A 26,376-nucleotide genomic window follows, 5' to 3' on the forward strand; every position below is an offset into this window, starting at 1 on the left:
GCTTACTTACCAGCCTTTCCGGCCTTGCGGCGGACGACCTCGCCCGCGTATCGCACACCCTTGCCCTTGTAGGGCTCAGGCTTGCGGATCTTGCGGATGTTGGCCGCGGTCTCGCCGACCGCCTGCTTGTCGATGCCACTGACCGTGAGCTTGTTGTTGCCCTCGACGGTCAGGGTGATGCCGGCGGGCGCGTCGACGGTCACGGGGTGCGAGAAGCCGAGAGCGAACTCGACGGACGAGCCCTTCTGAGCGACGCGGTAACCGGTGCCGACGACCTCGAGGCCCTTGGAGTAGCCCTGGGTCACGCCGATGATGTTGTTGCTGATCAGGGTGCGGGTCAGGCCGTGCAGGGCACGCGACTCGCGCTCGTCGTCCGGACGGGTGACGAGAACCTGGTTCTCCTCGACCTTGGCCTCGATGGGCTTGGCGACGGTCAGTCGCAGCTCGCCCTTGGGGCCGGAGACGACGACGTCCTGGCCGGAGACCTCGACGGTCACACCGGCAGGGATGTCAATGGGAAGACGTCCAATACGCGACATCAGATCACCACACGTAGGCGAGGACTTCCCCGCCGACGCCCTTCGACTCGGCCTGGCGGTCCGTGAGGAGGCCAGAGGAGGTGGACAGGATCGCGACGCCCAGGCCACCGAGGACCGTGGGCAGCTCGGTCGACTTCGCGTACACGCGGAGACCGGGCTTGGAGACGCGCTTGATGCCGGCGATCGACCGCTCGCGGTTCGGGCCGTACTTCAGGGTCATGGTGAGGGTCTGGCCGACGCGGGCGTCGGTGACCTCCCAGCCGGAGATGTAGCCCTCCTGCTGGAGGATCTCGGCGAGATGGGTCTTGAGCTTGGAGCTCGGCATCGACACGGAGTCGTGGTGCGCCGAGTTCGCGTTGCGCAGACGGGTCAGCATGTCTGCGACCGGGTCTGTCATCGTCATAGGTTTTATCCTTCGATCATGAGGTTTCGGAAGCCGTTACACGACAGCCGACCTTCGATGAATGTCCATATTCAGTTGTGCAGTCGTTCGGCCCCGGAGCACGCCCCGAGGCCGAACGATCGATTGTACCGGATTACGCCTGGGCGTCCGTCGAGGTGAACGGGAAGCCCATCTGACGCAGCAGCGAGCGACCCTCGTCATCCGTCTTCGCCGTGGTGACGATCGTGATGTCGAAACCGCGGACGCGGTCGATGCGGTCCTGGTTGATCTCGTGGAAGACCGCCTGCTCCTGCAGACCGAAGGTGTAGTTGCCGTGACCGTCGAACTGCTTGGGCGACAGACCGCGGAAGTCGCGGATGCGGGGCAGCGCGAGGTTCACGAGACGGTCGATGAACTCCCACGCACGGTCACCGCGGAGGGTGACGTGCGCGCCGATGGCCTGACCCTCGCGCAGCTTGAACTGCGCGATGGACTTGCGGGCCTTCGTGACGATGGGCTTCTGACCGGTGATCTTGGTCAGGTCGTCCACGGCGCCGTCGATCACCTTGCTGTCGCGAGCTGCCTCGCCGACACCGGTGTTCACGACGACCTTCACGAGACCGGGGATCTGCATGACGTTGGCGTAGCCGAACTCGTCCTGCAGAGCCTTCTTGATCTCGCTCTGGTACTTCTGCTTCAGGCGGGGCTGGATCTTGCCAGCCGCCGCGGCAGTGGTGCTGCTCATATTCAGAGGTCCTTGCCGCTCTTCTTCGCGTAACGCACGCGGACGGTGCGCTTCACGCCGTCCTTCGTCTTCTCCTCGACGCGGTGACCGACGCGAGTCGGCTTCTTCGTCTCGGGGTCCACGAGCTGGACGTTCGAGATGTGGATGGGGGCCTCGAGGGTCTCGATGCCGCCCGTCTTGGTGCCGCGCTGGGTCTGACCGACGCGGCTGTGCTTGGTGACGTAGTTGACGCCTTCGACGATGACGCGGTTCTGCTCGACGAGGACCTCGAGGACCTTGCCCTGCTTGCCGCGGTCGCCGCCACGCTCGGGCTTCGCACCCGTGATGACCTGAACCAGGTCACCCTTCTTGATGTTCGCCATGATCAGATGACCTCCGGGGCCAGCGAGACGATCTTCATGAACTTCTTGTCACGAAGCTCACGGCCGACCGGTCCGAAGATACGGGTGCCGCGGGGCTCCCCGTCGTTCTTCAGGATGACGGCGGCGTTCTCGTCGAACTTGATGTACGAGCCGTCGGGACGGCGCGTCTGCTTGACGGTGCGGACGATGACGGCCTTGACGACATCACCCTTCTTGACGTTGCCGCCGGGGATCGCGTCCTTGACGGTCGCCACGATGATGTCGCCGACACCGGCGTAGCGACGGCTGGAGCCGCCGAGCACGCGGATGGTGAGCAGCTCCTTGGCGCCGGTGTTGTCGGCGACCTTGAGGCGGGATTCGGTCTGAATCATGAGATCACTTCGCCTTCTCGAGGACCTCGACCAGACGCCAGCGCTTGGTGGCGCTCAGCGGGCGAGTCTCGTTGATGAGGACGAGGTCGCCGATGCCGGCGGTGTTGGCCTCGTCGTGGGCCTTGACCTTCGAGGTGCGGCGGATGACCTTGCCGTAGAGCGGGTGCTTCACGCGGTCCTCGACCTCGACGACGATCGTCTTGTCCATCTTGTCGCTGACGACGTAGCCACGGCGGGCCTTGCGGTAACCGCGGGCGTTCTCGTCGCGGACGTCGTGAGCGGCCGACTCGTGGCCGGCGGCCGCGACTGCCGTAGCGGCATCCTTCTTCTCAGCCATTACTCGGTCTCTTCCTTCGCGGCCTCGGGGGCGTCATCCGCCTTCTTGGCCTTGGTCTTCTTCGCCTTCGGCGCCTCGGCGACGGGCGTGGCACGAATGCCCAGCTCGCGCTCGCGGATCACCGTGTAGAGCCGCGCGATGTCGCGCTTGACAGCACGGATGCGACCGTGGCTCTCGAGCTGGCCGGTAGCCGACTGGAAGCGCAGGTTGAACAGCTCTTCCTTGGCCTTGCGCAGCTCCTCGACGAGGCGCTGGTCTTCGAACGTATCGAGCTCGCTCGGTGCGAGCGTCTTGGTGCCGACAGCCATTACGCGTCGCCCTCCTCGCGCTTGATGATGCGTGCCTTGAGCGGCAGCTTGTGAATGGCACGGGTCAGGGCCTCGCGAGCGAGCTCCTCGTTGACACCGGCGACCTCGAAGAGGACGCGACCCGGCTTGACGTTGGCGACCCACCACTCCGGCGAACCCTTACCGGAACCCATGCGGGTTTCGGCCGGCTTCTTGGTCAGCGGTCGGTCGGGGTAGATGTTGATCCACACCTTGCCGCCACGCTTGATGTGACGCGTCATGGCGATACGAGCGGACTCGATCTGACGGTTGGTCACGTAAGCGGGGGTGAGGGCCTGGATACCGAACTCGCCGAAGGAGACCTTCGTGCCGCCGGTGGCCTGGCCATCGCGCTTGGGGTGGTGCTGCTTGCGGTACTTGACCTTGCGGGGGATAAGCATCAGGCCGACGCTCCTTCTGCCACGGGGGCCTCGTTGCGGGGGCCGCGACGGCGGTCACCGCGGTCATCGCGACCACGCGAGGTCTTCGGCGCGTTCGCCTGCTCGCGAGCGAGCTCCTTGGCCGTCAGGTCGCCCTTGTAGATCCAGACCTTCACGCCGATGCGACCGAAGGTCGTCTTGGCCTCGTAGAAGCCGTAGTCGATGTTCGCGCGGAGCGTGTGCAGGGGCACGCGGCCCTCGCGGTAGAACTCCGAGCGGCTCATCTCCGCGCCGCCGAGGCGGCCCGAGACCTGGATGCGGATGCCCTTGGCGCCGGCGCGCTGCGCGCCCTGCAGACCCTTGCGCATCGCGCGGCGGAAGGCCACGCGAGCCGAGAGCTGCTCGGCGATGCCCTGGGCCACCAGCTGAGCGTCGGCCTCGGGGTTCTTGACCTCGAGGATGTTCAGCTGGATCTGCTTGCCGGTGAGCTTCTCGAGGTCGGCGCGGATGCGCTCGGCCTCGGCGCCGCGGCGACCGATCACGATGCCCGGGCGGGCGGTGTGGATGTCGACGCGGACGCGGTCACGGGTGCGCTCGATCTCGATGTTGCTGACACCGGCGCGGTCGAGCGACGTGGTCAGCAGGCGACGGATCTTGATGTCCTCGGCGACGTAGTCGGCGTAACGCTGGCCCGGCTTGGTCGAGTCCGAGAACCAACGCGACACGTGGTCCGTGGTGATGCCGAGGCGGAAGCCGTACGGGTTGACTTTCTGTCCCATTACTTGCTCGCCTTCTTGCTCGTACCGGCGGTCGCGGCATCCGCGTCCTCCGGCGTCGACAGCACGATCGTGATGTGGCTCGTGCGCTTCTTGATCTGGAAGGCGCGACCCTGGGCACGCGGGCGGAAACGCTTGAGCGTCGTGCCCTCGTCCACGTACGCGTTCTTCACGTACAGGTCGGCCTCGTCCAGGAACTCGTTGTCCTTGTCGGCCTTCACGCGAGCGTTGGCGACCGCCGAGGCGACGAGCTTGTAGATGGGCTCGCTGGCGCTCTGCGGGGCGAACTTCAGGATGGCGAGAGCCTCCTGAGCCTGCTTGCCCTTGATGAGCGCGACGACACGACGAGCCTTCTGAGGGGTCACGCGGATGTGCTTCACGCGTGCGGTGGATTCCACCATGTCTCTCCTCCTCTGTCCTCTCTAGAACTGCCCCCGCGTCAGCGGCGGCGGCCCTTCTTGTCGTCCTTCACGTGGCCGCGGAAGGTGCGGGTGGGCGCGAATTCGCCCAGCTTGTGGCCGACCATGGTCTCGGACACGAACACGGGGATGTGCTTGCGTCCGTCGTGCACGGCGATCGTGTGGCCGAGCATGGCCGGGATGATCATCGAACGGCGCGACCAGGTCTTGATGACGTTCTTGGAGCCGGCTTCGTTCTGCGCGATCACCTTGCGAAGCAGGTGCTCGTCGACGAAGGGGCCCTTCTTCAGGCTGCGAGGCATCTTCCTCTACTCCTACTTGCGCTTCTTGCCGGCGTTGCGACGGCGGACGATGTACTTGTCGCTCTCCTTGTTGGGGTGGCGGGTACGACCCTCAGCCTGGCCCCAGGGAGTGACGGGGTGACGACCACCAGAGGTCTTACCCTCACCACCACCGTGCGGGTGGTCCACCGGGTTCATGGCGACACCACGAACCGTCGGGCGGACGCCCTTCCAACGCTTGCGGCCGGCCTTGCCCCAGTTGATGTTCGACTGCTCGGCGTTGCCGACCTCGCCGATGGTCGCGCGGCAGCGCGCATCGACGTTGCGGATCTCGCCCGAGGGCAGACGCAGCTGGGCGTAGGGGCCGTCCTTCGCGACCAGACGCACGCTCGCGCCGGCCGAACGAGCCATCTTCGCGCCGCCGCCGGGGCGGAGCTCGATGGCGTGGATGACCGTACCGGTCGGGATGTTGCGCAGCGGCAGGTTGTTGCCGGGCTTGATGTCAGCGCCGGCACCCGACTCGACGATGTCGCCCTGCTGCAGCTTGTTCGGGGCGATGATGTAACGCTTCTCGCCGTCGAAGTAGTGAAGCAGCGCGATGCGCGCGGTGCGGTTGGGGTCGTACTCGATGTGAGCGACCTTGGCGTTGACGCCGTCCTTGTCGTTGCGACGGAAGTCGATCACGCGGTACTGGCGCTTGTGGCCACCACCGATGTGACGGGTCGTGATGCGGCCCTGGTTGTTACGGCCGCCGGTCTTGGCCAGCGGGCGGAGGAGCGACTTCTCCGGCGTCGATCGCGTGATCTCGGCGAAGTCGGCCACCGACGAACCGCGGCGACCCGGGGTCGTGGGCTTGTACTTGCGAATAGCCATGTTCGTTGTCCTCTATCCCGACCGTCAGCCGACTGCCGTGAAGATGTCGATGGTGCCCGACTTCAGGGTGACGATGGCGCGCTTGGTGTCCTTGCGCTTACCGGCGCCGAAGCGGGTGCGACGGGACTTGCCCGCGCGGTTGAGCGTGTTGACCGAGGCGACCTTGACGCCGAAGATCTTCTCGATCGCGAGCTTGATCTCGGTCTTCGACGCGCGGGGGTCCACGAGGAACGTGTACTTGCCCTCGTCGATGAGCCCGTAGCTCTTCTCCGAGACGACCGGCTTCAGGATGATGTCGCGCGGGTCCTTGTTGACGGTGGTCATGCCGAGACCTCCTCGATGACGCCGGCCTTGGACGCGACGAACGCGTCGTAGGCGGCCTTGGTGAAGACGATGTCGTCCGAGACGAGCACGTCGTAGGCGTTGAGCTGGTCGAACGACAGCACGTGGACGTACGCGAGGTTGCGGACGCTCTTGACGGTGACCTCGTCACCGCGCTCGATCACGACGAGGACGTTCTTGACGGCGCCGAGGCCCGTGAGGACGGCAGCGGCGGCCTTCGTCGAGGGGGCTCCCTCGACGCCGAACGAGTCGACGATGTGCAGACGCTGGCCGCGTGCCCGGTCGCTGAGCGCGCCCAGCAGAGCGGCGGCGACCATCTTCTTGGGGGTGCGCTGCGAGTAGTTGCGCGGCTTGGGGCCGTGCACGATGCCACCACCGGTCATGTGCGGTGCGCGGATCGAGCCCTGACGGGCGTTACCCGTGCCCTTCTGCTTGAAGGGCTTGCGGCCGGCACCGGAGACCTCACCGCGACGCTTGGTCGAGTGGGTGCCCTGGCGAGCCGCGGCGAGCTGCGCGACGACGACCTGGTGGATGAGGGGGATGTTCGTCTTGACGTCGAACAGCGCGGCGGGCAGCTCCACGGAGCCGGCCTTGTTGCCGTCTGCCTTCAGGACGTCGAGCGCGAGAGTCGAGTCAGCCATGATCAGGCACCCTTCACTGCGTTGCGGACGTAGACGATGCGGCCACGAGCACCGGGGACGGCGCCCTTGACGAGCAGCAGACCCTTCTCGGCGTCGACGGCGTGCACCGTGAGGTTGAGGACGGTGACGCGCTCGCCACCCATGCGGCCGGCCATGCGCATGCCCTTGAAGACGCGGCTGGGCGTCGACGAGGCACCGATGGAACCGGGCTTGCGGTGGTTGCGGTGCGCACCGTGCGAGGCCGAGACGCCCTTGAAGTTGTGGCGCTTCATGACACCCGCGGTGCCCTTGCCCTTGCTGGTGCCGACGACGTCGACCAGCTGGCCGGCCTCGAACGTGCCACCAGCGGTGAGCTCCTGCCCGAGCGTGTAGTCAGCGGCATCCGCGGTGCGGATCTCGGTGACGTGACGACGGGGGGTCACACCGGCGGCCTCGAAGTGGGCCGTGAGGGGCTTGTTGACCTTGCGGGGGTCGATCTGACCGGCGGCGATCTGAACGGCCGAGTAGCCGTCCTTCTCGGGCGTGCGGAGCTGCGTGACCACGTTCGGCGCGATCTCGATGACCGTGACGGGGACGAGCTTGCCCTGCTCGTTCCAGACCTGGGTCATGCCGAGCTTGGTGCCGAGGAGGCCCTTGGAAACCTTGGAGTTGATGTCAGCCATGTCGAACCTCAGAGCTTGATCTCGATGTTGACATCAGCCGGCAGGTCGAGACGCATGAGCGAGTCGACGGCCTTCGGCGTCGGGTCGACGATGTCGATCAGACGCTTGTGGGTGCGCATCTCGAAGTGCTCGCGGCTGTCCTTGTACTTGTGGGGCGACCGGATGACGCACACGACGTTCTTCTCGGTCGGCAGCGGCACGGGGCCGACGACAGTCGCGCCCGCACGGGTCACGGTGTCGACGATCTTGCGTGCCGAGGTGTCGATGACCTCGTGGTCGTACGACTTCAGGCGAATGCGGATCTTCTGTCCCGCCATTTGTCTGCTCACTCTCTTTATCGCGTCTTACGTCTCGCTGGTCGCGAGCGCATTGGACGCCCGGTGGCGCGGATCGCGCCGGGCACTTCTCACCGCCGAGGCGGTGATGCTGCACCACTGTTCTGATGTCAAACCCGCGGGTTGCCCTGCGGTTCCACACCGTGCGCGCACGCGCGCATCCTGTCTTCAGGGGTGGTGTGGGGTTCGATGTTCGTCTGCCCGTGGCCTAGGACTCTGCGCTGCGCGCCGCCTATGCACTGTCGTGACAGTGATCCGGGATGCCAGGCACCCGTCGGAATGTGGAACCTGTACAGTCTACGTGCCGCCCGGGCGTGTCGCAAACCCGGGCGTGTCGGGCGGCTCGCGCCACCCCGCGCCCCACTCGATCGCTCCCGCACGCGAGAACGCACCGCCCCGCGAGCGGGTACCCGTGGCGGTGCACTCTCGCGGTGGCGGTGCGCTCTCGGCGCTGCGGCCTATTGGTTGCCGATGTTCTTGTCGACGTTCGCGCGAACGTCATCGACCTTGCCGTGGTGCTGCTCGGGCACGACCTTCTTGACGGCATCCGCCGCGCCCTGCAGGAACTTGTCGCTGACGTCCTCGGCCTTCTCGGTCTTGAGCGCTTCCTCGATCTTGTCGCGGTTCTGCTCGAACATCTGCTTGCCCTTGTTGATGATGTCGTCGACGCCCATGGTCGTCCTTTCGCCGGGTCGGTGTACCGCTATGACAGCGCGCCACGCCACCCGCCGTCAACCGCTTGCGCCCCACGACAGAACCCCCCGGATCCGAAGATCCGAGGGGTTCTGCGAAGGAAGTCGGAAGACTTACTTGATGATCTTGGTCACCGTGCCGGCGCCGACGGTGCGGCCACCCTCACGGATCGCGAAGCCGAGGCCCTCTTCCATGGCGATCGGCTGGATGAGCTCGACCGACATGTCGGTGGTGTCGCCGGGCATGACCATCTCGGTGCCCTCGGGCAGCGAGATGACGCCGGTGACGTCCGTGGTGCGGAAGTAGAACTGCGGGCGGTAGTTCGTGTAGAAGGGGTTGTGACGGCCACCCTCCTCCTTCGAGAGGATGTAGGCAGTGCCCTCGAAGTTGGTGTGCGGGGTAACCGAACCGGGCTTCACGACGACCTGGCCGCGCTCGACATCGTCACGCTTGGTGCCGCGCAGGAGCAGACCACAGTTCTCGCCGGCCCAGGCCTCGTCGAGCTGCTTGTGGAACATCTCGATACCCGTGACCGTGGTCTTCTGCGTCGGGCGGATGCCGACGATCTCGACCTCGGAGTTGATCGCGAGGGTGCCGCGCTCGGCGCGGCCCGTGACGACGGTTCCACGACCGGTGATCGTGAAGACGTCCTCGACGGGCATGAGGAACGGCTTGTCCTTGTCGCGCACCGGGTCCGGGATCGACTCGTCGACGGCGTCCATGAGCTCGACGATCTTGTTGACCCACTTCTCGTCGCCCTCGAGCGCCTTGAGGCCCGAGACCTGCACGACGGGAGCGTTGTCGCCGTCGAAGTCCTGCGACGACAGCAGCTCGCGAACCTCGAGCTCGACGAGCTCCAGGATCTCCTCGTCGTCGACCATGTCGGACTTGTTCAGCGCGACGAGCAGGTAGGGAACGCCGACCTGCTTGGCGAGCAGGACGTGCTCGCGCGTCTGAGCCATCGGGCCGTCGGTGGCGGCGACCACGAGGATCGCGCCGTCCATCTGAGCGGCACCGGTGATCATGTTCTTGATGTAGTCAGCGTGACCCGGGGCGTCAACGTGAGCGTAGTGACGCTTCGGGGTCTCGTACTCGACGTGCGAGATGTTGATCGTGATGCCGCGCTGGCGCTCTTCCGGCGCCGAGTCGATCGACGCGAAGTCACGCTGCACGTTGGTGGCCGACGGGTACTTGTCGGCGAGCACCTTCGAGATCGCCGCGGTGAGCGTCGTCTTGCCGTGGTCAACGTGACCGATCGTTCCGATGTTGACGTGCGGCTTGGTCCGCTCGAACTTGGCCTTAGCCACTGGGTCCTCCTCAGGACTGTCGTTGTAGATGCCCGGGCGCTGGATTGCGACCGGATCTCTACGGGGTTGTTTTCACTCTAGTAGAGAGGTCGATATTCAGTTTGAGTGGATGCCGGGAGCTTGACGCCCCCGGCATCCGTCCGGGCTTACTCGCCCTTGTTCTTCTGGACGATCTCGTCGGCCACCGCGCGGGGGACCTCGGAGTAGCTGTCGAACTCCATGGAGTAGACGGCACGGCCCGAGGTCTTCGACCGCAGGTCGCCGATGTAGCCGAACATCTCCGACAGCGGGACGAGAGCGCGGACGATCTTGATGCCCGAGCCGTCCTCCATCGACTGGATCTGACCGCGACGCGAGTTCAGGTCGCCGATGACGTCGCCCATGTACTCCTCGGGCGTACGCACCTCGACCGCCATCAGCGGCTCGAGGATGACCGGGTTGGCCTTGCGCAGCGCCTCCTTGAAGCCCATCGAGCCGGCGATCTTGAACGCCATCTCGGACGAGTCGACGTCGTGCGATGCACCGTCGAGGAGGATCGCCTTGACACCCACGATGGGGTAGCCGGCGAGCACGCCGACGTTCATCGCGTCCTGGAAGCCCTGGTTGGTCGGCTCGATGTACTCGCGCGGGATGCGGCCACCGGTGACCTTGTTCTCGAACTCGTACGTCTTGTCGGCCGTGACCTCGAGGGGCTCGATCGCGAACTGGATCTTCGCGAACTGACCCGAACCACCGGTCTGCTTCTTGTGGGTGTAGTCGTGACGCTCGACGGTCTTCTTGATCGTCTCGCGGTACGCCACCTGGGGCTTGCCGACGTTCGCCTCGACGCGGAACTCGCGCTTCATGCGGTCGACGAGGATGTCGAGGTGCAGCTCGCCCATGCCCTTGATGACCGTCTGGCCCGTCTCGGGGTTGAGCTCCGTGCGGAACGTCGGGTCCTCTTCGGCGAGCTTCTGGATGGCGACACCCAGCTTCTCCTGGTCGGCCTTGGTCTTCGGCTCGATCGCGACCTCGATGACGGGCTCGGGGAACGTCATCGACTCGAGGACGACGGGCTGCGCCGGGTCGGCGAGGGTGTCACCGGTGGTGGTGTCCTTCAGGCCGATGACGGCGTAGATGTTGCCCGCGGTGAGCGAGTCGACCGGGTTCTCCTTGTTGGCGTGCATCTGGAAGATCTTTCCGATGCGCTCCTTCTTGCCCTTGGTCGAGTTGACGACCTGCGCGCCCGAGTCGAGGTGACCCGAGTACACGCGGACGTAGGTGAGGCGACCGAAGAAGGGGTGCACGGCGACCTTGAAGGCCAGCGCGGCGAACGGGTCGTTGGCGTCGGGGTGACGCTCGATGACCTTCTCTTCGTCCTTCGGGTCGTGCGCCTCGATGGCGGGCACGTCGAGGGGCGACGGGAGGAAGTCGACGACCGCGTCGAGCATCGGCTGGACGCCGCGGTTCTTGAAGGCCGAGCCGCAGAGCACCGGGTAGAGCTCGCCGGCGACGGTGAGCTTGCGGATGGCGCCCTTGATCTCGGCGACGGTGAGGTCCTCGCCACCGAAGAACTTCTCGAGCAGCGCGTCGTCGGACTCGGCGACGGCCTCGAGCAGGCGCTGACGGTACTCGGCGGCCTTGTCGGCGAGGTCGGCCGGGATCTCCTGGATCTCGTACTTCGCGCCCATGGTCACGTCACCCTTGGCATCGCCGGGCCAGACCAGTGCGCGCATCTCGACGAGGTCGATGACGCCCACGAAGTCGTTCTCGGCGCCGATCGGCAGCTGCAGCACGAGCGGCTTGGCGCCCAGGCGGCTGACGATGGTGTCGACGGTGAAGTAGAAGTCGGCGCCCAGCTTGTCCATCTTGTTGACGAAGCAGATGCGGGGGACGTCGTACTTGTCGGCCTGACGCCAGACGGTCTCGGACTGGGGCTCGACGCCCTCCTTGCCGTCGAAGACCGCCACGGCGCCGTCGAGGACGCGCAGCGAACGCTCGACCTCGACCGTGAAGTCGACGTGGCCGGGGGTGTCGATGATGTTGATCTGGTTCTTGTTCCAGAAGCAGGTGACGGCGGCCGACGTGATCGTGATGCCGCGCTCCTTCTCCTGCTCCATCCAGTCGGTGGTCGAGGCGCCGTCGTGCGTCTCGCCCAGCTTGTGGTTGACGCCCGTGTAGAACAGGATGCGCTCGGTCGTCGTCGTCTTGCCGGCATCGATGTGCGCCATGATGCCGATGTTGCGGACCTTGTTGAGGTCGGTGAGCACTTCTTGTGCCACGGGCTGTTCCTTACGTTTTGTCGGGTGCGCCGGCCGGGAGGGGTCCCCCGGCCGGCGCCGAGAAGCTGTTTACCAGCGGTAGTGCGCGAACGCGCGGTTGGACTCGGCCATCTTGTGCGTGTCCTCGCGGCGCTTGACCGCGGCACCGAGGCCGTTCGAGGCGTCGAGGATCTCGTTCTGCAGACGCTCGGTCATCGTCTTCTCACGACGGCCCTTCGCGTAGGAGACGAGCCAGCGCAGCGCGAGGGTGTTCGCGCGGTGCGGCTTGACCTCGACCGGCACCTGGTAGGTCGAGCCACCGACGCGGCGGCTCTTGACCTCGAGGGTGGGGCGGACGTTGTCGAGCGCCTTCTTCAGCGTGGCGACGGCGTCCTGGCCGTTCTTGGCCTCGACGCCCTTGAGGGCGGTGTAGACGATCGACTCGGCGATCGACTTCTTGCCGTCGACGAGGATCTTGTTCACGAGCTGCGTGACGATCGGAGCACCGTAGACCGGGTCGTTGACGACGACGCGGCGGGGTGCGGGTCCCTTACGAGGCATCTAACTCAACCCTTCTTCGCGCCGTAGCGGCTGCGAGCCTGCTTACGGTTCTTGACGGCCTGGGTGTCGAGCGCACCGCGGACGATCTTGTAGCGGACACCGGGGAGGTCCTTGACACGACCGCCGCGGACGAGCACGAGCGAGTGCTCCTGCAGGTTGTGGCCCTCGCCGGGGATGTACGCGGTGACCTCGGTGCCGTTGCGGAGCTTGACACGAGCGACCTTGCGCATAGCCGAGTTCGGCTTCTTGGGCGTGGTCGTGTACACGCGGGTGCAGACACCCGCCTGCTGGGGGTTCGCCTTCAGGGCGGGAGCCTTGGTCTTCGAGACCTTCGGCGAGCGGCCCTTGCGAACCAACTGCTGAATGGTTGGCACGTTCTCTCCTTGTTGTGCTGCACGGTGACAGCGTCGTGGTTTCACCACAGATCCACCGGCGCGTCACGAATGCTGCGTTTTCAGGGGGTGGATATGCCGTGGGGGCGCCCTGTTCGCAGGACGATCCCGGTTCGCGTGCGTCGCGCCGACCTGATCGGACCGAGGCACGACGCAGGGAGCGCACGAGCGCACACCCGCCCAATGATACGCCTCTGCGGCGAGGCGGGCAAACGGTGATCGGAGCCGGTGGTATCGGGGGCTCAGGCGCCGGGGCGCTCGATCCGCAATTCGGCGTCGCCCAGGAGGAACCGCTCCCCCGCGGGCGCATCGGATCCGGGCTCGAGTTCGATCTCGGTGCCGAGGAAGTTCGTCAGCACGACGCCGTTCGTCGAGTGCAGATCGGTGATGTGCCACAGGCCCGAGCGCAGCTCGAGGCGGGCGTGCGTCTTCGAGACGGTGCGCGTCCGGTCCTCGATCGGCACGAGCTGGGCACGGGGGAACGCCGGGTCGGGCGCCGGCTGACGGCCGACGATCGCGATGTCGGCGGTGAGCGGCACGGTCTCGCCCTCGGGGAGCACGAGCTGCCAGTACACGCGGCGCCGCGCGACGACGACGGTGTGGTCGACCTCGGCCTCGTCGTCGTTCGCCTCGGCGCGACGCAGCTGTGCGGGGACGGCGCCGGCCGCGGTGCGCGGCGCACCGGCCGCCGGCGCGCCGATCACCGCCGACACCTCGCCCGAGAGCTCGGGGAACTCCTCCGGCGTGCCGGCGAACGCCCGCCGCGCGATGGGATTCGCCGAGACGGCATCCCACGTGCGGCGTCCCGCGTGCGGCGAGCCTGCGGCATCCGGATCGGCGAGGGAGGGCACGACGCCGGGGCGGTCGGAGGCTGCGCGCGAGGGGAACGGCGAGGGCGAGAGCGCCGAGACGTCGTCGATCTCGGAGGGCCAGCGCGCGTCGGTGTGCTCGTTCTCCGGCTCGTCGACCTCGGCGGCTGCAGCAGGCACAGCGGCGGGACGGACGGATGCCGCCGGCGCCGGCGCCGGCGCCACGGTCCCGGCGGGCTCCGCGGGTGCGGGCTCGGCCGGTACGGGCGCTGCGGCAGCCGCGGGGGCCGCGGGCGCGACGGGCTCGGCCCATACTGCGGGCTCCGGTGCGACCGGCTCCGCGGCGCGGGCGGGCTCGGGCGCCACGACGGGCTCGGAGCTGACGGGCGCCGCCGGCGCCGGGGCCCTCGGCGCCGCAGGAGCGGATTCGCCGGCCGGAGCGAACGGCGACGGCGGGGCCCAGGGCGAGGGCTGCAGGCCCGTCGGCGCCTGCTCGCGCGCGGGCGCCACCGGCTCGGCGGGGGCTGCGGGAGCGGCATCCTCGCCCGGAGCGCCCGAGGCATCCGCAGCGTCCTCACCGCTCGAGGCCAACGGGGCCGGGCGGAAGTGGTGGGGCGACAGCACCGGCGACGCGAGTGTCGGCGGCGCGACGGGCTCGTCGGTGCGACGCGGGATCGCGATGGTGTCGTCGACGTCGAGGTCCGACATCGGCGGGGAGAACGTCCACGGCGGCGGCGTCACGACCGGCCGCTGACCGCGCCACGACGCGGGGCCGAGACCCAGGATGCTGGCCCACACGACGAACAGGAACGCGGCGAGCACGGTCATGGCCGGTCCGACGCCGAAGTCACGGCCGATGCGGTGCGCCGCGACGACGATCAGCACGTACAGCGCGATCCACCCGGCGAAGGGCACGAGGCCGACCAGCACGAGCCACGGGCTGAACCCGCCGAGCCGGAGGACGACGGCCATGTTCAGCACCGGCACCCACCCCTGCCAGGGCTGCTCGTCGGTCTTGCGGAACAGCCCGGCCAGCGCGAGCGCCGTCCAGACATAGAGGACCGCACCGAGCACCGTCGAGAGCACGACGAGCAGGATGAGGAGCGAATCGTTGGCGGAGGTGGTCATCGCATCCCACGATAGGGCCAGGCGCGCCGCCTCCCCGCGGTCACGGCTGCCGGCCCGGGTCGGCGCCGGGTTCGAACGGGGCGTCGAGCGATCGCGTCAGGTCGGCGAGCATGGCCTCGATCTGAGGCTCGACGTGCTGCGCGATCTCGGCCTGCACGCGGAGGCGGTGGTGGAGCAGCAGCGAGCAGATCTCGCGACCGACCATGTTGGCGTAGTCGTCGGCCAGGGCGACCTCCTGGCGCAGGGCCGACTTGGCCTCGTCGCTGAGCGGCGGCAGGTCGGGCACGGCGGCATCCGATTCCTGGGCCAGCCCGGAGATCGTGAACAGGAACGGCGCCCCCGGGACGGGGTCGGGGTCGAGGGGCAGGCCTTCGAACTCCGGCTCGAGCCCCTCGGCAGGACGGTACGAGCGGGCGCGGTTGCGCGCGGCCTGCTGATCGAGCTCGGCCTGAAGCATGGGGAGGTTGCGGGCGGTGTACGCGGCGACGGCCTGATCGACGATCGTCTTCATCCGCGTCGAGAGCCCGTGCTGCACGCCGTGCGGCACGTCCGACCCGAGACCCGCGGCCGACAGGAGAGGCGAGCCGAAGCACCGCCGGCAGGGCGCGACGCGACCACGATGCGTCGCGGGCTGCCACCGGGGCAGCCAGCGCAGCCAGGCATCCACCGCCTGGCTCACCTGGGTCTCGAGCGACCGCTCCACGGCCCTATTGTCGCCGATCCGCGCCCGCGAGAGCGGGATTGCCGGTCATTCGTCCTCGTCGCGTTCCCAGCGCCAGCGCGGCGCCTGCGCCCGCGTGCGGACGAGGGCGACGCCCGTCCACGCGGCGACGGCGCCGCTCGCGGCCAGCACGAGGGCGAACCACGACAGCGCGAACGCTCCGGCCGCGGCGATCGCCCGTGCCGGGTCCACCCCGACGACGACCGCTGCCACCACCAGTCCGGCGAGGTAGGCGAGCACCACCGCGAGAGCGGCCACCGCGGCAAGCGAGTACGACGGATGCGGCCGGCGCAAGCCGCCGCCGAGCACGAGGGCCAGCGCGGCGACCGCCAGCGCGAAGCCCACCGCGCCCGGCAGGGCGCCGAGGCCCCGCACCGCGACGACATCCGCTCCCGTGGCGAGGCTCAGCACACCGAGCCCGCAGATGGCGAGCGCCCCGAACCCGACGACCGAGAAGAGGGTCGCGAGTCCGGGGCGCAATCCGCCGGTGTCGGCGTCCATCAGTACCGGTGCAGCTGGGGTCCCGCTTCGAGAGTGCGCTCGTACTCGCGCTGCGCCTCGGCGTTGAGCTCGGTGACGCGCTTGCCGCGCGCGGCGACCCAGGCGCCGAACCAGATCGTCAGCTCGCGTCCGGCGACGAGGGCCACGAGAGCGAGCGGCGCGAAGGCCTGCTCGCCCACGAGGCGCAGCGCCTCGCTGGGAGCGATGTTCCAGAACGGCGCCTGGAAGAGCTGCCCGAGGATGTGGCCCGCGTACGAGGCGATGCCCACGAGCAGGCCGAGGAGCACCCACAGGCCCCAGCGTCCGCGGTTGATGAAGGCACCGAGGATCCAGAACGCCAGGAAGAACACCACGACGGGAACCCAGAGCCAGAACGAGGTGACGGCGGCCAGCGCCTCGTCGCCGATGTTGGCGAGCGTGACGTCGCCGCGCACGGCGCCGATGCCGAGGTGCGCGCCCAGGTAGATGATCGCGAAGGCGATCGCCGCGAGCAGGCCGATGGCACCCGCCGCGCCGCGGTTGCCGCGGGGCGTGGGCGCCTCGGGCGCCTGGACGAAGATCGGCTGGGGCTGCGGTGCGGCCGCGGCGGCGCCGGAGGACTCGCCGACGGGCTCGCTCGGGCTGACGGTCGCCGTGCGCGACGCGTCGTCGGAGCGGTAGGCACGGGTCGCGGTCTCGCTGGCCTCCGGCCGCGCATCGGCGTCGGCGCGGTAGGCGTCGGTGGCGTCGCGCCGCGTGTCTGCGTCAGAGGTGGTGTCGCCGTCGCGGGGCGTGTCCCACTCGCTCGGCGAGTTCCACGTGTCATTGCTGCCGGACGCGGCGGTGGCGGATGCCGCGGGGGCGGCCGCGGCGTCGTACGAGGTCGTCGATCGTTCGGTCACGCCGCGATCGGCGTCGCCGTCGCGGTCAGCGCGATCGGTCGAGGCCGCGTCGGTCGCGGCGTAGTCGTTCGTCGCGGAGTCGTTCGTCGCGGAGCGCTCGGGAAGCGCGCCCGAGCCGGCGTACGCGCTGTCCCAGTCATCGGCCGTGACGGCGCCGCGCGACGCCTCTGCATCGGCGAGCCCGGCACGGGCGCTGCCCACGACATCGTCCACCGGCTTCGGCTCGTCGACCGGCTCGCCGTACTTGGGGTCGCTCATGCGGTGCTGCTCCTCACGCGATGGCCGGCGCCACCGCAGTCGTGAGGATATCCCGGGGATGCGGAGACGCGGCGCAGGCGTGCCGACGTGTCTGCGCACCCGTGTCGATCCGCCGACGTATCGTCGAAGCCATGACCTCGCGTGCCCTCACCCGCTCCGCCCCGGCCGCGCTGATCCTGACCGTCGCGCTGCTGGCGGGATGTGCGCCCGAGCCCGGCTCCGGCCCCGCGACGAGCTCCCCCGAGCAGACTGCGCCCGCCGCGACCGCGACACCCACGCCCCTCGAGACCCGGTCGGTGCAGGCGGGGGGCCCGCCGCCGGCGGCATCCGGCTCGGTGGGGTCGACGACCGTGATCCCGCGCGACTGCGCCGGCATCCTCGGCCCGGCGGCGCGCACCGCGCTGGCGAACGTCCCGCTCAACGACCCCGCGTTCGGCGAGGCGGGGTCGCTTCCCGACGGCTCGCTGCGGTGCGTGTGGGCGGACCCGGGCGCCGACACCGCGAAGATCGTCACCACGATCGCCCACGCGGCCGAGAACCCCGTCATCGACTTCATGAACGAGCTGACCGCCATCGGGTTCACCTGCTACGAGCCCGATGCCGGTGTGCGCTGCGAGAAGACCTGGGAGAACGAGCGCTACCCCGTCACCGACGGCCGCACCCTGTACTTCCGCGACGGCGTGCTCATCGACACGCAGTTCTCGCACCTCGCGCCCGAGGGCTTCACGAACGGCGTCATCGGGTCGGTGTGGCCCGCGGGCGCCGCGACGCCCGTGGCCCCCTGACCCCGCGCCCGCCCCCCGCTCGAGCTCCGCGGACTCACTCGGCGACGAAGACCGCGTTTCCAACCCGCCGCGCGTAGCCCTCGGGGTGCCAGGCGGTCTGGAATGTCGAGACCCAGTGCCCGCCGCCGGCCTCGATCGTCTCGATGAGGTCGCCGTCTGCCCGGGTGCAGAGCACGCGCTGGCCGTCGTCGGAGCACGAGAAACCCTGACCCGGCAGAGCGGATGCCGCGATCGAACCGGCATCCGTTCCCACCTCGGCCACGGTCGTCGCGATCGAGCCGATGTCGGACGACCACGTGCACGTGAACCGGACGGTGGGCGCGAGAGCGTCGACGAAAGCGCCGGCGGTGGTGGCGGGCGCATCCGTCGAGGCGGCCAGCTCCGCGCCCGGGGTGTACTGCAGCGCGCCCCACAGGGCCTCGGGGTACAGGTCGCGGCATTGGTCGGGGCCGTCGCCCTCCGCCGTCGCCTCGGCCGCGGGCCCGCTGCCGCCGAGCAGGCCCATGCCGGTCGTCACGAGCGGCAGCGTCAGCACGGCCAGGGTGCCGACGACGGCGATGCAGACGACGCCGACGACCCAGGCGAAGACGACGTTACGACCCCCGATGCGCGACACCCCTCCACGCTAATCGGCTCGCGGGCCCACTCCCGCCCGACACACGACGAAGGGCCCCGGGACATGCCCGGGGCCCTTCGCGAGATCAGCGATCGATCAGTTGTAGCTGGTGAAGTCGCCGTCCGTGGAGAAGCTGTCGAAGTCGACGTAGCTCAGGTCGGCGTCGCTGTACGCGCCGTCCGACGCGAAGATGCGGTTGGGGTACCGCTCGCTCTTCGCTTCCTCCGTCGCCTCGACGGCGACATTGCGGTACTTCGTCAGGCCCGTCCCGGCGGGGATGAGCTTTCCGATGATGACGTTCTCCTTGAGGCCGACGAGCGGGTCGCTCTTGCCCTCCATGGCCGCCTGCGTGAGGACGCGGGTGGTCTCCTGGAACGACGCGGCCGACAGCCACGATTCGGTCGCGAGCGACGCCTTCGTGATACCCATCAGCTCGGGGCGGCCCGACGCGGGGCGCTTGCCCTCGGCCACGGCCTCGCGGTTGATCTGCTGGTACTTCTTGAAGTCCACCAGCTCACCCGGGAGCAGCGTCGTGTCGGCGTGGTCGACCACGGTGACCTTCCGCAGCATCTGACGGACGATGACCTCGATGTGCTTGTCGTGGATCGGCACACCCTGCGACCGGTAGACACCCTGCACGCCGCCGACGAGGTACTTCTGCACCTCGCGGGCACCCTGCACGCGCATGATGTCCTTCGGGTCGAGCGTGCCCACCTGCAGCGGGTCGCCGACCTCGACGTGCTGGCCGTCCTCGACGAGGAGGGTCGCACGCTTGAGCACCGGGTAGACGAAGGGCTCGTCGCCGTTGTCCGGCGTGATGATGACCTTCTTGGCCTTCTCGGTCTCGTCGATCGTGATGCGGCCGCTGGCCTCGGCGATCGGCGACGCACCCTTGGGGGTACGGGCCTCGAAGAGCTCCTGCACGCGGGGCAGACCCTGCGTGATGTCATCGGCCGAGGCCGAACCACCGGTGTGGAAGGTACGCATCGTCAGCTGGGTACCGGGCTCACCGATCGACTGGGCCGCGATGATGCCGACGGCCTCGCCGATGTCGACGATCTTGCCGGTGGCCAGCGAACGGCCGTAGCACTTCGCGCAGACACCCACGGCCGAGTCGCAGGTCAGGACCGAGCGGACCTTGATGGAGGTCACCCCGCCCTCGACGAGCTTGTTGATGAGCACGTCGCCCACGTCGTCACCGGCAGCCGCCAGCACCTCGCCCGAGGGCGAGACGGCGTCGGCGGCCAGCGTACGAGCGAACACCGAGTTCTCGACGTTGGCGTCCTTGATGAGCACGCCGTCGGCGCCGGGAGCGGCGATCGGAAGCTCGAGACCCTTGGAGGTGCCGCAGTCGTCCTCACGGATGATGACGTCCTGCGAGACATCCACCAGACGACGGGTCAGGTAACCCGAGTCGGCGGTACGCAGAGCGGTGTCCGCCAGACCCTTACGAGCACCGTGCGTCGCGGTGAAGTACTCCGCGACCGACAGCCCCTCTCGGTACGAGGAGATGATCGGACGGGGCATGATCTCGCCCTTGGTGTTGTTGACCAGGCCTCGGATACCGGCGATGTTCCGGATCTGCAGCCAGTTACCACGGGCGCCCGATGACACCATGCGGTTGATGGTGTTCTCGGCGGGGAAGTTCGCCTTCATCGCGGCCTGCACCTCGTCGGTGGCCTCGGTCCAGATCTTGATCTGCTCCTGGCGACGCTCGGCGTCGGTCACGAGACCCTTCTCGAACTGGCCCTGGACCTTCGACGCGAGCTTCTCGTACTTCGAGATGATCTCGGCCTTGTTCGGCGGCGTCAGGACGTCGCTCAGCGCGACGGTGACACCCGAACGGGTCGCCCAGTGGAAGCCCGCGTCCTTGATGCGGTCGAGGGATGCCGCGACCTCGGTCTTCGGGTACTCCTCGGCGAGCTTGTTGACGATCTGCGACAGCTTGCCCTTGTCGGCCTGCTCGCGCACGAACGGGTACCCCTTGGGCAGGGTGTCGTTGAAGATCGCCTGGCCGAGCGAGGCGTCCACGAGGCCGTGGCGCTCGTAGCCCTCGGGGGCGTCGCCCTCGAGGAAGGTCAGGCCGGGGATGCGGATGCGGACCTTGGCCTGCAGGTCGAGGGTGCCCTCGTCCTTCGCCAGGATCGCCTCGCCGACCGAGCCGAACACGCGACCCTCACCGGCAGCACCCTCGATGACCGTGGTCAGGTGGTGCAGACCGATGATCATGTCCTGCGAGGGCAGGGTCACCGGGCGACCGTCGGACGGCTTGAGGATGTTGTTCGACGCGAGCATCAGGATGCGCGCCTCGGCCTGGGCCTCGACCGACAGGGGCAGGTGGACGGCCATCTGGTCACCGTCGAAGTCGGCGTTGAACGCCGCGCAGACGAGCGGGTGCAGCTGGATCGCCTTGCCCTCGACGAGCTGGGGCTCGAAGGCCTGGATGCCCAGGCGGTGCAGGGTGGGTGCACGGTTGAGCAGCACGGGACGCTCGCGGATGATCTCCTCGAGCACGTCCCAGACCTCGGGACGCGTGCGCTCGACGGCGCGCTTGGCGGCCTTGATGTTCTGCGAGTGACCGAGGTCGATCAGGCGCTTGATCACGAACGGCTTGAACAGCTCGAGCGCCATCTGCTTGGGCAGACCGCACTGGTGCAGCTTGAGCTGGGGTCCAACGATGATGACCGAACGACCCGAGTAGTCGACGCGCTTTCCGAGCAGGTTCTGACGGAAACGTCCCTGCTTGCCCTTGAGCATGTCGGACAGCGACTTCAGCGCGCGGTTGCCCGTACCCGTGACGGGACGACCGCGACGACCGTTGTCGAACAGCGCGTCGACGGCCTCCTGCAGCATCCGCTTCTCGTTGTTGACGATGATCTCGGGAGCCCCGAGGTCGATCAGACGACGCAGACGGTTGTTGCGGTTGATCACGCGGCGGTACAGGTCGTTGAGGTCGGAGGTCGCGAAGCGGCCACCGTCGAGCTGGACCATGGGACGCAGCTCCGGCGGGATCACCGGGACGACGTCGAGCACCATCGAGGCCGGCGACATGCCGGTCTGCAGGAACGAGTTGACGACCTTCAGGCGCTTGATCGCACGGATCTTGCGCTGGCCCTTGCCCTCGGAGATCTGCAGGTGCAGCGACTCGGCCTCGGCGGCCAGGTCGAACGCCGCGAGGCGACGCTGGATGCCCTCGGCGCCCATGTAGGCCTCGAAGTACTGGCCGAAGCGGTCCTGCAGCTCGTGGAAGACGTCGTCCTCCTGCTTGAGCTGGCCGACCTCGAGGGAGCGGAACTCCTCCCACACCCGCTCGAGGCGCGAGATCTGCTCGTCGAAGTTCTTGCGGACCGTCGCCATGTCCTTCTCGGCGGAGTCCTTGGCCTTCTTCTTCTGGTCGGCCTTGGCACCGTCGGCCTCGAGGGTCGCGAGCTCCTCCTCCAGCTTGGCCAGACGCGTCGCCACGCGGGCGTCACGGCGGTCGCCGAGGTTCTTGATCTCGAGGCGCAGGTTGTTCTCGTGCGTCGGGAGGTCGCGGTGACGCGCATCCTCGTCGACCGAGATGACCATGTAGGCGGCGAAGTAGATGACCTTCTCGAGGTCCTTCGGCGCCATGTCGAGCAGGTACCCGAGGCGCGAGGGCACGCCCTTGAAGTACCAGATGTGGGTCACGGGAGCGGCGAGCTCGATGTGGCCCATGCGCTCGCGACGGACCGAGGACTTGGTGACCTCGACGCCGCAGCGCTCGCAGACGATGCCCTTGAAGCGGACGCGCTTGTACTTTCCGCAAGCGCACTCCCAGTCGCGGGAGGGCCCGAAGATCTGCTCGCCGAAGAGGCCGTCCTTCTCGGGCTTGAGCGTGCGGTAGTTGATGGTTTCGGGCTTCTTGACCTCGCCGAAGGACCAACGACGGATGTCGTCAGCGGTGGCCAGGCCGATGCGAAGCTGATCGAAGGTGTGTGACTCGAGCACTAGTTCTCCTGTGTCGGAATTCTGTTCGTTGCCTGGCCGGATCAGATCTCGTCGATCGACGAGGACTCGAAACGGCTGGAGATGTTGATGCCGAGCTCCTCCGCTGCGCGGAAGGCTTCATCGTCGGTGTCGCGGAGGTTGACCTCGGTGCCATCGGCCGAGAGGACCTCGACGTTCAGGCAGAGCGACTGCATCTCCTTCATGAGCACCTTGAACGACTCGGGGATGCCGGGCTCCTGGATGTTCTCGCCCTTGACGATGGCCTCGTAGACCTTCACGCGGCCGACGATGTCGTCGGACTTGATCGTCAGGAGCTCCTGGAGGGCGTACGCGGCGCCGTAGGCCTCGAGGGCCCACACCTCCATCTCACCGAAGCGCTGGCCACCGAACTGCGCCTTACCACCGAGCGGCTGCTGGGTGATCATCGAGTACGGGCCCGTCGAGCGCGCGTGGATCTTGTCGTCGACGAGGTGGTGCAGCTTCAGGATGTACATGTAGCCGACCGAGATCGGAGCCGGGAACGGCTCGCCGGAGCGGCCGTCGAACAGCTTCGTCTTGCCCGAGGAGTCGATGAGACGCTCGCCGTCGCGGGTGAGGTTCGTCGAGTCGAGCAGACCGGCGATCTCGGACTCGAACGCGCCGTCGAACACGGGCGTCGCGACCTTGGTGCCGGGGGCGGCCTCACGGGCGATCTCGGGCAGGCGGTCGGCCCACTCGGGGGTTCCCTCGACCTTCCAGCCCTGCGCCGCGATCCATCCGAGGTGCAGCTCGAGGACCTGGCCGAAGTTCATTCGACCGGGGATGCCGAGCGGGTTCAGCACCACGTCGACGGGCGTGCCGTCGGCGAGGAAGGGCATGTCCTCGACGGGGAGGATCTTCGCGATGACACCCTTGTTGCCGTGGCGGCCGGCGAGCTTGTCACCTTCGGTGATCTTGCGCTTCTGGGCGATGTAGACCACGACGCGGCGGTTGACGCCCGAGCCGAGCTCGTCGTCGCCGTCCTCGGCGTTGAACTCCTTGACGGCGATGATCGTGCCCTGCTCACCGTGGGGCACCTTCAGCGACGTGTCGCGGACCTCGCGGCTCTTCTCGTTGAAGATCGCGCGCAGCAGGCGCTCCTCGGCCGACAGCTCGGTCTCACCCTTGGGCGTGACCTTGCCGACGAGGATGTCGCCGGGCCGGACCTCGGCGCCGATGCGGATGATGCCGCGCTCGTCGAGGTCCTTCAGCAGGTCGGGCGCGACGTTGGGGAGGTCACGGGTGATCTCCTCCTTGCCGAGCTTGGTGTCGCGCGCGTCGACCTCGTACTCCTCGATGTGGATCGAGGAGAGCGTGTCGTTCTTCACGAGCTCCTGGCTGAGGATGATCGCGTCCTCGAAGTTGTGACCCTCCCACGTCATGAACGCGACGAGGAGGTTCTTGCCGAGCGCGAGCTCGCCGTTCTCCGTGGCGGGACCGTCGGCGATGACCTCGCCGACCTCGACGCGCTCACCGGCCGAGACCACGACGCGCTGGTTGTACGACGTGCCCTGGTTCGAGCGGTCGAACTTGCGGAGGAAGTAGTCCTGCGTGCCGCCCTCGTCGAGCTGCACGGTGACGACGTCGGCCGAGACCTCGGAGACGACACCGGCCTTCTGCGCGGTGAGGACGTCACCGGCGTCGATCGCGGCGTAGCCCTCCATACCGGTGCCCACGAGCGGCGAGTCGCTGCGCAGCAGCGGCACAGCCTGACGCTGCATGTTCGCACCCATGAGGGCGCGGTTCGCGTCGTCGTGCTCGAGGAACGGGATGAGCGAGGTCGCCACCGAGACCATCTGGCGCGGCGAGACGTCCATGTAGCCGATCTCGTCGTTCGGGAAGAGGTCGACCTCGCCGCCCTTGCCGCGACGGGCGAGGACGCGGTCGGCCACGAACGAGCCGTCCTTGTTCAGCTCGACACCGGCCTGCGCGACGACGTAGTCGTTCTCCTCGCTGGCGGTGAGGTAGTCGATCTCGTCGGTGACCTTGCCGTCGACGACGCGACGGTACGGGGTCTCGATGAAGCCGAACGCGTTGATGCGGGCGAACGACGCGAGCGAGCCGATCAGACCGATGTTCGGGCCTTCGGGGGTCTCGATCGGGCACATGCGGCCGTAGTGCGAGGGGTGGACGTCGCGGACCTCGACGCCGGCGCGCTCACGCGACAGACCACCGGGACCCAGCGCCGACAGGCGGCGCTTGTGGGTCAGACCCGCGAGCGGGTTGTTCTGGTCCATGAACTGCGACAGCTGCGACGTTCCGAAGAACTCCTTGATCGCGGCGACGACGGGGCGCACGTTGATCAGGGTCTGCGGCGTGATCGCCTCGATGTCCTGCGTGGTCATGCGCTCGCGGACGACGCGCTCCATGCGCGACAGACCGGTGCGGACCTGGTTCTGGATGAGCTCGCCGACGGCGCGGATACGGCGGTTGCCGAAGTTGTCGATGTCATCGGTGTCGAGGCGGATCTCGACGGCCTTGCCGTCGCGGACGCCGTCGAAGGTCGCGTCACCGCGGTGCAGACGAACCAGGTACTTGATGGTCGCGACGATGTCGGCGACGGTGAGCACCGACTCCTCGATCGGGGTGTCGAGACCCAGCTTCTGGTTGATCTTGTACCGGCCGACCTTGGCGAGGTCGTAGCGCTTGGCGTTGAAGTAGAAGTTGTCGAGCAGCGCGCGGGCGGCCTCGGCGGCGACCTGCTCGCCCGGACGGAGCTTGCGGTAGATGTCGCGGAGCGCGTCCTCCTTGGTGAGGATCGTGTCCTTCGCGAGCGTCTCCTCGATCGAGTCGAACCCGGCGAACTCGGCCATGATGTCCTCGCTCGTCAGGCCGAGAGCCTTGAGGAAGACGGTGACCGACTGCTTGCGCTTGCGGTCGATGCGGACGCCGACCTGGTCGCGCTTGTCGATCTCGAACTCGAGCCAGGCGCCACGGCTGGGGATGACGCGGGCCGACACGATGTCCTTGTCGGAGGTCTTGTCGGGCGTCTTGTCGAAGTAGACGCCGGGCGAACGCACGAGCTGCGACACGACGACGCGCTCGGTGCCGTTGATGATGAAGGTGCCCTTGCCGGTCTGGAGCGGGAAGTCGCCCATGAAGACCGTCTGGGTCTTGATCTCACCGGTGAGGTGGTTCATGAACTCGGCCTCGACGTAGAGCGGGGCCGCGTAGGTCTTGCCGCGCTCCTTGCACTCCTCGATGGAGTACTTCTCGGGCTCGAGGTAGGGGTTGGTGAACGAGAGCTGCATCGTCTCGCCGAGGTCCTCGATGGGCGAGATCTCCTCGAAGATCTCCTCGAGGCCGCTCTGCAGCGCGATGTCGGTGCGGCCGGCGGCCTGCGCCTCGGCGAGGCGGGCCTTCCAGGTGTCGTTGCCGACGAGCCAGTCGAAGGACTCCGTCTGCAGCGCGAGCAGGTCGGGGACCGTCAGCTTGTCGGAGATCTTCGCGAACGAGAGGCGGGAAGCGCCGCGGCCGTTCTTGGGGGTGGTGGTGGATGCGTTGCTCGCAGCAGCCAAGGGGATTACCTCCGTGGCCCGAGGGGGGCCGGTTCCTTGTCGTCAGGTGGAGTGCTCCCGATCCAGCTCGCGCGTCTCACGCCGTTGAACGGGGCGGAATCGCGCAGAGCACAAGCCGACCACCATATGAGGGCAAGGGGACGGGAGCGCAACTACCAACTATAGGCGGCACGACGCGCCATGTCCAGCACTATCCTTGACGACCCCC

General features: G+C 67.9%; 29 protein-coding genes. 1 reads left to right on the forward strand and 28 read right to left on the reverse strand.

Annotated elements, in window-relative coordinates; all coding sequences use genetic code 11:
• Nucleotides 1-2: 2 nt before the first annotated feature.
• The 25 genes from rplF to PUW82_RS00325 all read right to left on the reverse strand — a co-directional run bounded on the left by rplF (nucleotide 3) and on the right by PUW82_RS00325 (nucleotide 17,262).
• Nucleotides 3-539, reverse strand: coding sequence for a 50S ribosomal protein L6 (gene rplF / locus PUW82_RS00205; RefSeq protein ID WP_274220375.1), 537 nt, complete (start codon nucleotides 537-539; stop codon nucleotides 3-5).
• 4 nt (nucleotides 540-543) lie between these two features.
• A complete protein-coding gene (gene rpsH / locus PUW82_RS00210) occupies nucleotides 544-942 on the reverse strand; it encodes a 30S ribosomal protein S8 (protein WP_274220376.1) in 399 nt (132 codons plus the stop codon).
• 133 nt (nucleotides 943-1,075) lie between these two features.
• Nucleotides 1,076-1,666, reverse strand: a complete 591-nt coding sequence (gene rplE / locus PUW82_RS00215; protein WP_274220377.1) for a 50S ribosomal protein L5 — start codon at nucleotides 1,664-1,666, stop codon at nucleotides 1,076-1,078.
• Between the two features lie 2 nt (nucleotides 1,667-1,668).
• Nucleotides 1,669-2,028, reverse strand: coding sequence for a 50S ribosomal protein L24 (rplX, locus tag PUW82_RS00220; RefSeq protein ID WP_178012758.1), 360 nt, complete (start codon nucleotides 2,026-2,028; stop codon nucleotides 1,669-1,671).
• Between the two features lie 2 nt (nucleotides 2,029-2,030).
• Complete coding sequence (gene rplN / locus PUW82_RS00225; protein ID WP_274220378.1) at nucleotides 2,031-2,399, reverse strand: 50S ribosomal protein L14; 369 nt, start codon at nucleotides 2,397-2,399, stop codon at nucleotides 2,031-2,033.
• A gap of 4 nt (nucleotides 2,400-2,403) precedes the next feature.
• Nucleotides 2,404-2,736 carry a 30S ribosomal protein S17 gene (gene rpsQ / locus PUW82_RS00230; protein WP_274220379.1) on the reverse strand — a complete coding sequence of 111 codons (333 nt, stop codon included), beginning with the start codon at nucleotides 2,734-2,736 and terminating at the stop codon, nucleotides 2,404-2,406.
• Nucleotides 2,736-3,044 (reverse strand): 50S ribosomal protein L29, encoded by a 309-nt coding sequence (gene rpmC, locus PUW82_RS00235; RefSeq protein WP_178012754.1) that lies wholly within the window; start codon nucleotides 3,042-3,044, stop codon nucleotides 2,736-2,738. Before rpmC ends, rpsQ begins: the two co-directional genes overlap by 1 nt.
• Nucleotides 3,044-3,463: a 50S ribosomal protein L16 gene (gene rplP, locus PUW82_RS00240; RefSeq protein ID WP_045275476.1), complete on the reverse strand. Its 420-nt coding sequence runs from the start codon at nucleotides 3,461-3,463 to the stop codon at nucleotides 3,044-3,046. The genes rpmC and rplP overlap by 1 nt, the downstream gene beginning before the upstream one ends.
• A complete protein-coding gene (gene rpsC / locus PUW82_RS00245; protein WP_023954045.1) occupies nucleotides 3,463-4,221 on the reverse strand; it encodes a 30S ribosomal protein S3 in 759 nt (252 codons plus the stop codon). The genes rplP and rpsC overlap by 1 nt, the downstream gene beginning before the upstream one ends.
• Nucleotides 4,221-4,619 (reverse strand): 50S ribosomal protein L22, encoded by a 399-nt coding sequence (gene rplV, locus PUW82_RS00250; protein ID WP_274220380.1) that lies wholly within the window; start codon nucleotides 4,617-4,619, stop codon nucleotides 4,221-4,223. The genes rpsC and rplV overlap by 1 nt, the downstream gene beginning before the upstream one ends.
• 38 nt (nucleotides 4,620-4,657) lie before the next feature.
• Nucleotides 4,658-4,939, reverse strand: a complete 282-nt coding sequence (gene rpsS / locus PUW82_RS00255) for a 30S ribosomal protein S19 (protein ID WP_274220381.1) — start codon at nucleotides 4,937-4,939, stop codon at nucleotides 4,658-4,660.
• A 12-nt stretch (nucleotides 4,940-4,951) separates the two neighbouring features.
• Complete coding sequence (gene rplB, locus PUW82_RS00260; protein WP_274220382.1) at nucleotides 4,952-5,791, reverse strand: 50S ribosomal protein L2; 840 nt, start codon at nucleotides 5,789-5,791, stop codon at nucleotides 4,952-4,954.
• 24 nt (nucleotides 5,792-5,815) lie between these two features.
• Nucleotides 5,816-6,115 (reverse strand): 50S ribosomal protein L23, encoded by a 300-nt coding sequence (gene rplW, locus PUW82_RS00265; RefSeq protein ID WP_274220383.1) that lies wholly within the window; start codon nucleotides 6,113-6,115, stop codon nucleotides 5,816-5,818.
• Nucleotides 6,112-6,774 (reverse strand): 50S ribosomal protein L4, encoded by a 663-nt coding sequence (gene rplD / locus PUW82_RS00270; protein WP_274220384.1) that lies wholly within the window; start codon nucleotides 6,772-6,774, stop codon nucleotides 6,112-6,114. The genes rplW and rplD overlap by 4 nt, the downstream gene beginning before the upstream one ends.
• A 2-nt stretch (nucleotides 6,775-6,776) precedes the next feature.
• The gene (rplC, locus tag PUW82_RS00275; RefSeq protein WP_274220385.1) at nucleotides 6,777-7,436 is read right to left on the reverse strand and encodes a 50S ribosomal protein L3; all 660 of its coding nucleotides are present in this window, start codon (nucleotides 7,434-7,436) and stop codon (nucleotides 6,777-6,779) included.
• Nucleotides 7,437-7,444: 8 nt separating this feature from the next.
• Nucleotides 7,445-7,753, reverse strand: coding sequence for a 30S ribosomal protein S10 (rpsJ, locus tag PUW82_RS00280; protein WP_017201594.1), 309 nt, complete (start codon nucleotides 7,751-7,753; stop codon nucleotides 7,445-7,447).
• Between the two features lie 476 nt (nucleotides 7,754-8,229).
• The gene (locus PUW82_RS00285; RefSeq protein ID WP_274220386.1) at nucleotides 8,230-8,445 is read right to left on the reverse strand and encodes an Rv0909 family putative TA system antitoxin; all 216 of its coding nucleotides are present in this window, start codon (nucleotides 8,443-8,445) and stop codon (nucleotides 8,230-8,232) included.
• Nucleotides 8,446-8,577: 132 nt separating this feature from the next.
• Nucleotides 8,578-9,771, reverse strand: a complete 1,194-nt coding sequence (tuf, locus tag PUW82_RS00290) for an elongation factor Tu (RefSeq protein WP_274220387.1) — start codon at nucleotides 9,769-9,771, stop codon at nucleotides 8,578-8,580.
• Nucleotides 9,772-9,917: 146 nt separating this feature from the next.
• Nucleotides 9,918-12,032 carry an elongation factor G gene (gene fusA, locus PUW82_RS00295; RefSeq protein WP_274220388.1) on the reverse strand — a complete coding sequence of 705 codons (2,115 nt, stop codon included), beginning with the start codon at nucleotides 12,030-12,032 and terminating at the stop codon, nucleotides 9,918-9,920.
• Nucleotides 12,033-12,101: 69 nt separating this feature from the next.
• Entirely contained in the window at nucleotides 12,102-12,572 is a 471-nt protein-coding gene (gene rpsG, locus PUW82_RS00300; protein WP_023954027.1) for a 30S ribosomal protein S7, read from the reverse strand.
• A 5-nt stretch (nucleotides 12,573-12,577) separates the two neighbouring features.
• Nucleotides 12,578-12,946 (reverse strand): 30S ribosomal protein S12, encoded by a 369-nt coding sequence (gene rpsL / locus PUW82_RS00305; protein WP_018171438.1) that lies wholly within the window; start codon nucleotides 12,944-12,946, stop codon nucleotides 12,578-12,580.
• 260 nt (nucleotides 12,947-13,206) lie between these two features.
• Nucleotides 13,207-14,901, reverse strand: a complete 1,695-nt coding sequence (locus tag PUW82_RS00310; protein WP_274220389.1) for a DUF5684 domain-containing protein — start codon at nucleotides 14,899-14,901, stop codon at nucleotides 13,207-13,209.
• 40 nt (nucleotides 14,902-14,941) lie between these two features.
• Nucleotides 14,942-15,604, reverse strand: a complete 663-nt coding sequence (locus PUW82_RS00315; RefSeq protein WP_274220390.1) for a spermidine/putrescine ABC transporter substrate-binding protein — start codon at nucleotides 15,602-15,604, stop codon at nucleotides 14,942-14,944.
• Between the two features lie 45 nt (nucleotides 15,605-15,649).
• On the reverse strand, nucleotides 15,650-16,123 hold the full coding sequence (locus PUW82_RS00320) for a DUF6121 family protein (RefSeq protein WP_274220391.1): 474 nt from the start codon (nucleotides 16,121-16,123) through the stop codon (nucleotides 15,650-15,652).
• The gene (locus tag PUW82_RS00325) at nucleotides 16,123-17,262 is read right to left on the reverse strand and encodes an ABC transporter (protein WP_274220392.1); all 1,140 of its coding nucleotides are present in this window, start codon (nucleotides 17,260-17,262) and stop codon (nucleotides 16,123-16,125) included. The genes PUW82_RS00320 and PUW82_RS00325 overlap by 1 nt, the downstream gene beginning before the upstream one ends.
• Before the next feature lie 131 nt (nucleotides 17,263-17,393).
• Here PUW82_RS00325 and PUW82_RS00330 point away from each other — a divergent pair, with 131 nt between their 5' ends.
• Nucleotides 17,394-18,047 (forward strand): hypothetical protein, encoded by a 654-nt coding sequence (locus tag PUW82_RS00330; RefSeq protein WP_274220393.1) that lies wholly within the window; start codon nucleotides 17,394-17,396, stop codon nucleotides 18,045-18,047.
• A 34-nt stretch (nucleotides 18,048-18,081) separates the two neighbouring features.
• Here PUW82_RS00330 and PUW82_RS00335 read toward each other — a convergent pair whose 3' ends face one another.
• The 3 genes from PUW82_RS00335 to rpoB all read right to left on the reverse strand — a co-directional run bounded on the left by PUW82_RS00335 (nucleotide 18,082) and on the right by rpoB (nucleotide 26,168).
• The gene (locus PUW82_RS00335) at nucleotides 18,082-18,663 is read right to left on the reverse strand and encodes a hypothetical protein (protein ID WP_274220394.1); all 582 of its coding nucleotides are present in this window, start codon (nucleotides 18,661-18,663) and stop codon (nucleotides 18,082-18,084) included.
• Between the two features lie 96 nt (nucleotides 18,664-18,759).
• Nucleotides 18,760-22,632: a DNA-directed RNA polymerase subunit beta' gene (locus PUW82_RS00340; RefSeq protein ID WP_274220395.1), complete on the reverse strand. Its 3,873-nt coding sequence runs from the start codon at nucleotides 22,630-22,632 to the stop codon at nucleotides 18,760-18,762.
• Nucleotides 22,633-22,673: 41 nt separating this feature from the next.
• On the reverse strand, nucleotides 22,674-26,168 hold the full coding sequence (rpoB, locus tag PUW82_RS00345; protein ID WP_274220396.1) for a DNA-directed RNA polymerase subunit beta: 3,495 nt from the start codon (nucleotides 26,166-26,168) through the stop codon (nucleotides 22,674-22,676).
• Nucleotides 26,169-26,376: the final 208 nt, after the last annotated feature.

This window comes from Microbacterium thalli, from assembly GCF_028737325.1.
Taxonomy (GTDB): Bacteria; Actinomycetota; Actinomycetes; order Actinomycetales; family Microbacteriaceae; genus Microbacterium; species Microbacterium thalli.

Bases quoted from the DNA above. Each gene is read 5' to 3' on its own strand.
- rplF (WP_274220375.1), bottom strand. From the start codon at position 539: ATGTCGCGTATTGGACGTCTTCCCATTGACATCCCTGCCGGTGTGACC.
- rpsH (WP_274220376.1), bottom strand. From the start codon at position 942: ATGACGATGACAGACCCGGTCGCAGACATGCTGACCCGTCTGCGCAAC.
- rplE (WP_274220377.1), bottom strand. From the start codon at position 1,666: ATGAGCAGCACCACTGCCGCGGCGGCTGGCAAGATCCAGCCCCGCCTG.
- rplX (WP_178012758.1), bottom strand. From the start codon at position 2,028: ATGGCGAACATCAAGAAGGGTGACCTGGTTCAGGTCATCACGGGTGCG.
- rplN (WP_274220378.1), bottom strand. From the start codon at position 2,399: ATGATTCAGACCGAATCCCGCCTCAAGGTCGCCGACAACACCGGCGCC.
- rpsQ (WP_274220379.1), bottom strand. From the start codon at position 2,736: ATGGCTGAGAAGAAGGATGCCGCTACGGCAGTCGCGGCCGCCGGCCAC.
- rpmC (WP_178012754.1), bottom strand. From the start codon at position 3,044: ATGGCTGTCGGCACCAAGACGCTCGCACCGAGCGAGCTCGATACGTTC.
- rplP (WP_045275476.1), bottom strand. From the start codon at position 3,463: ATGCTTATCCCCCGCAAGGTCAAGTACCGCAAGCAGCACCACCCCAAG.
- rpsC (WP_023954045.1), bottom strand. From the start codon at position 4,221: ATGGGACAGAAAGTCAACCCGTACGGCTTCCGCCTCGGCATCACCACG.
- rplV (WP_274220380.1), bottom strand. From the start codon at position 4,619: ATGGTGGAATCCACCGCACGCGTGAAGCACATCCGCGTGACCCCTCAG.
- rpsS (WP_274220381.1), bottom strand. From the start codon at position 4,939: ATGCCTCGCAGCCTGAAGAAGGGCCCCTTCGTCGACGAGCACCTGCTT.
- rplB (WP_274220382.1), bottom strand. From the start codon at position 5,791: ATGGCTATTCGCAAGTACAAGCCCACGACCCCGGGTCGCCGCGGTTCG.
- rplW (WP_274220383.1), bottom strand. From the start codon at position 6,115: ATGACCACCGTCAACAAGGACCCGCGCGACATCATCCTGAAGCCGGTC.
- rplD (WP_274220384.1), bottom strand. From the start codon at position 6,774: ATGGCTGACTCGACTCTCGCGCTCGACGTCCTGAAGGCAGACGGCAAC.
- rplC (WP_274220385.1), bottom strand. From the start codon at position 7,436: ATGGCTGACATCAACTCCAAGGTTTCCAAGGGCCTCCTCGGCACCAAG.
- rpsJ (WP_017201594.1), bottom strand. From the start codon at position 7,753: ATGGCGGGACAGAAGATCCGCATTCGCCTGAAGTCGTACGACCACGAG.
- PUW82_RS00285 (WP_274220386.1), bottom strand. From the start codon at position 8,445: ATGGGCGTCGACGACATCATCAACAAGGGCAAGCAGATGTTCGAGCAG.
- rpsG (WP_023954027.1), bottom strand. From the start codon at position 12,572: ATGCCTCGTAAGGGACCCGCACCCCGCCGCGTCGTCGTCAACGACCCG.
- PUW82_RS00310 (WP_274220389.1), bottom strand. From the start codon at position 14,901: ATGACCACCTCCGCCAACGATTCGCTCCTCATCCTGCTCGTCGTGCTC.
- PUW82_RS00320 (WP_274220391.1), bottom strand. From the start codon at position 16,123: ATGGACGCCGACACCGGCGGATTGCGCCCCGGACTCGCGACCCTCTTC.
- PUW82_RS00325 (WP_274220392.1), bottom strand. From the start codon at position 17,262: ATGAGCGACCCCAAGTACGGCGAGCCGGTCGACGAGCCGAAGCCGGTG.
- PUW82_RS00330 (WP_274220393.1), top strand. From the start codon at position 17,394: ATGACCTCGCGTGCCCTCACCCGCTCCGCCCCGGCCGCGCTGATCCTG.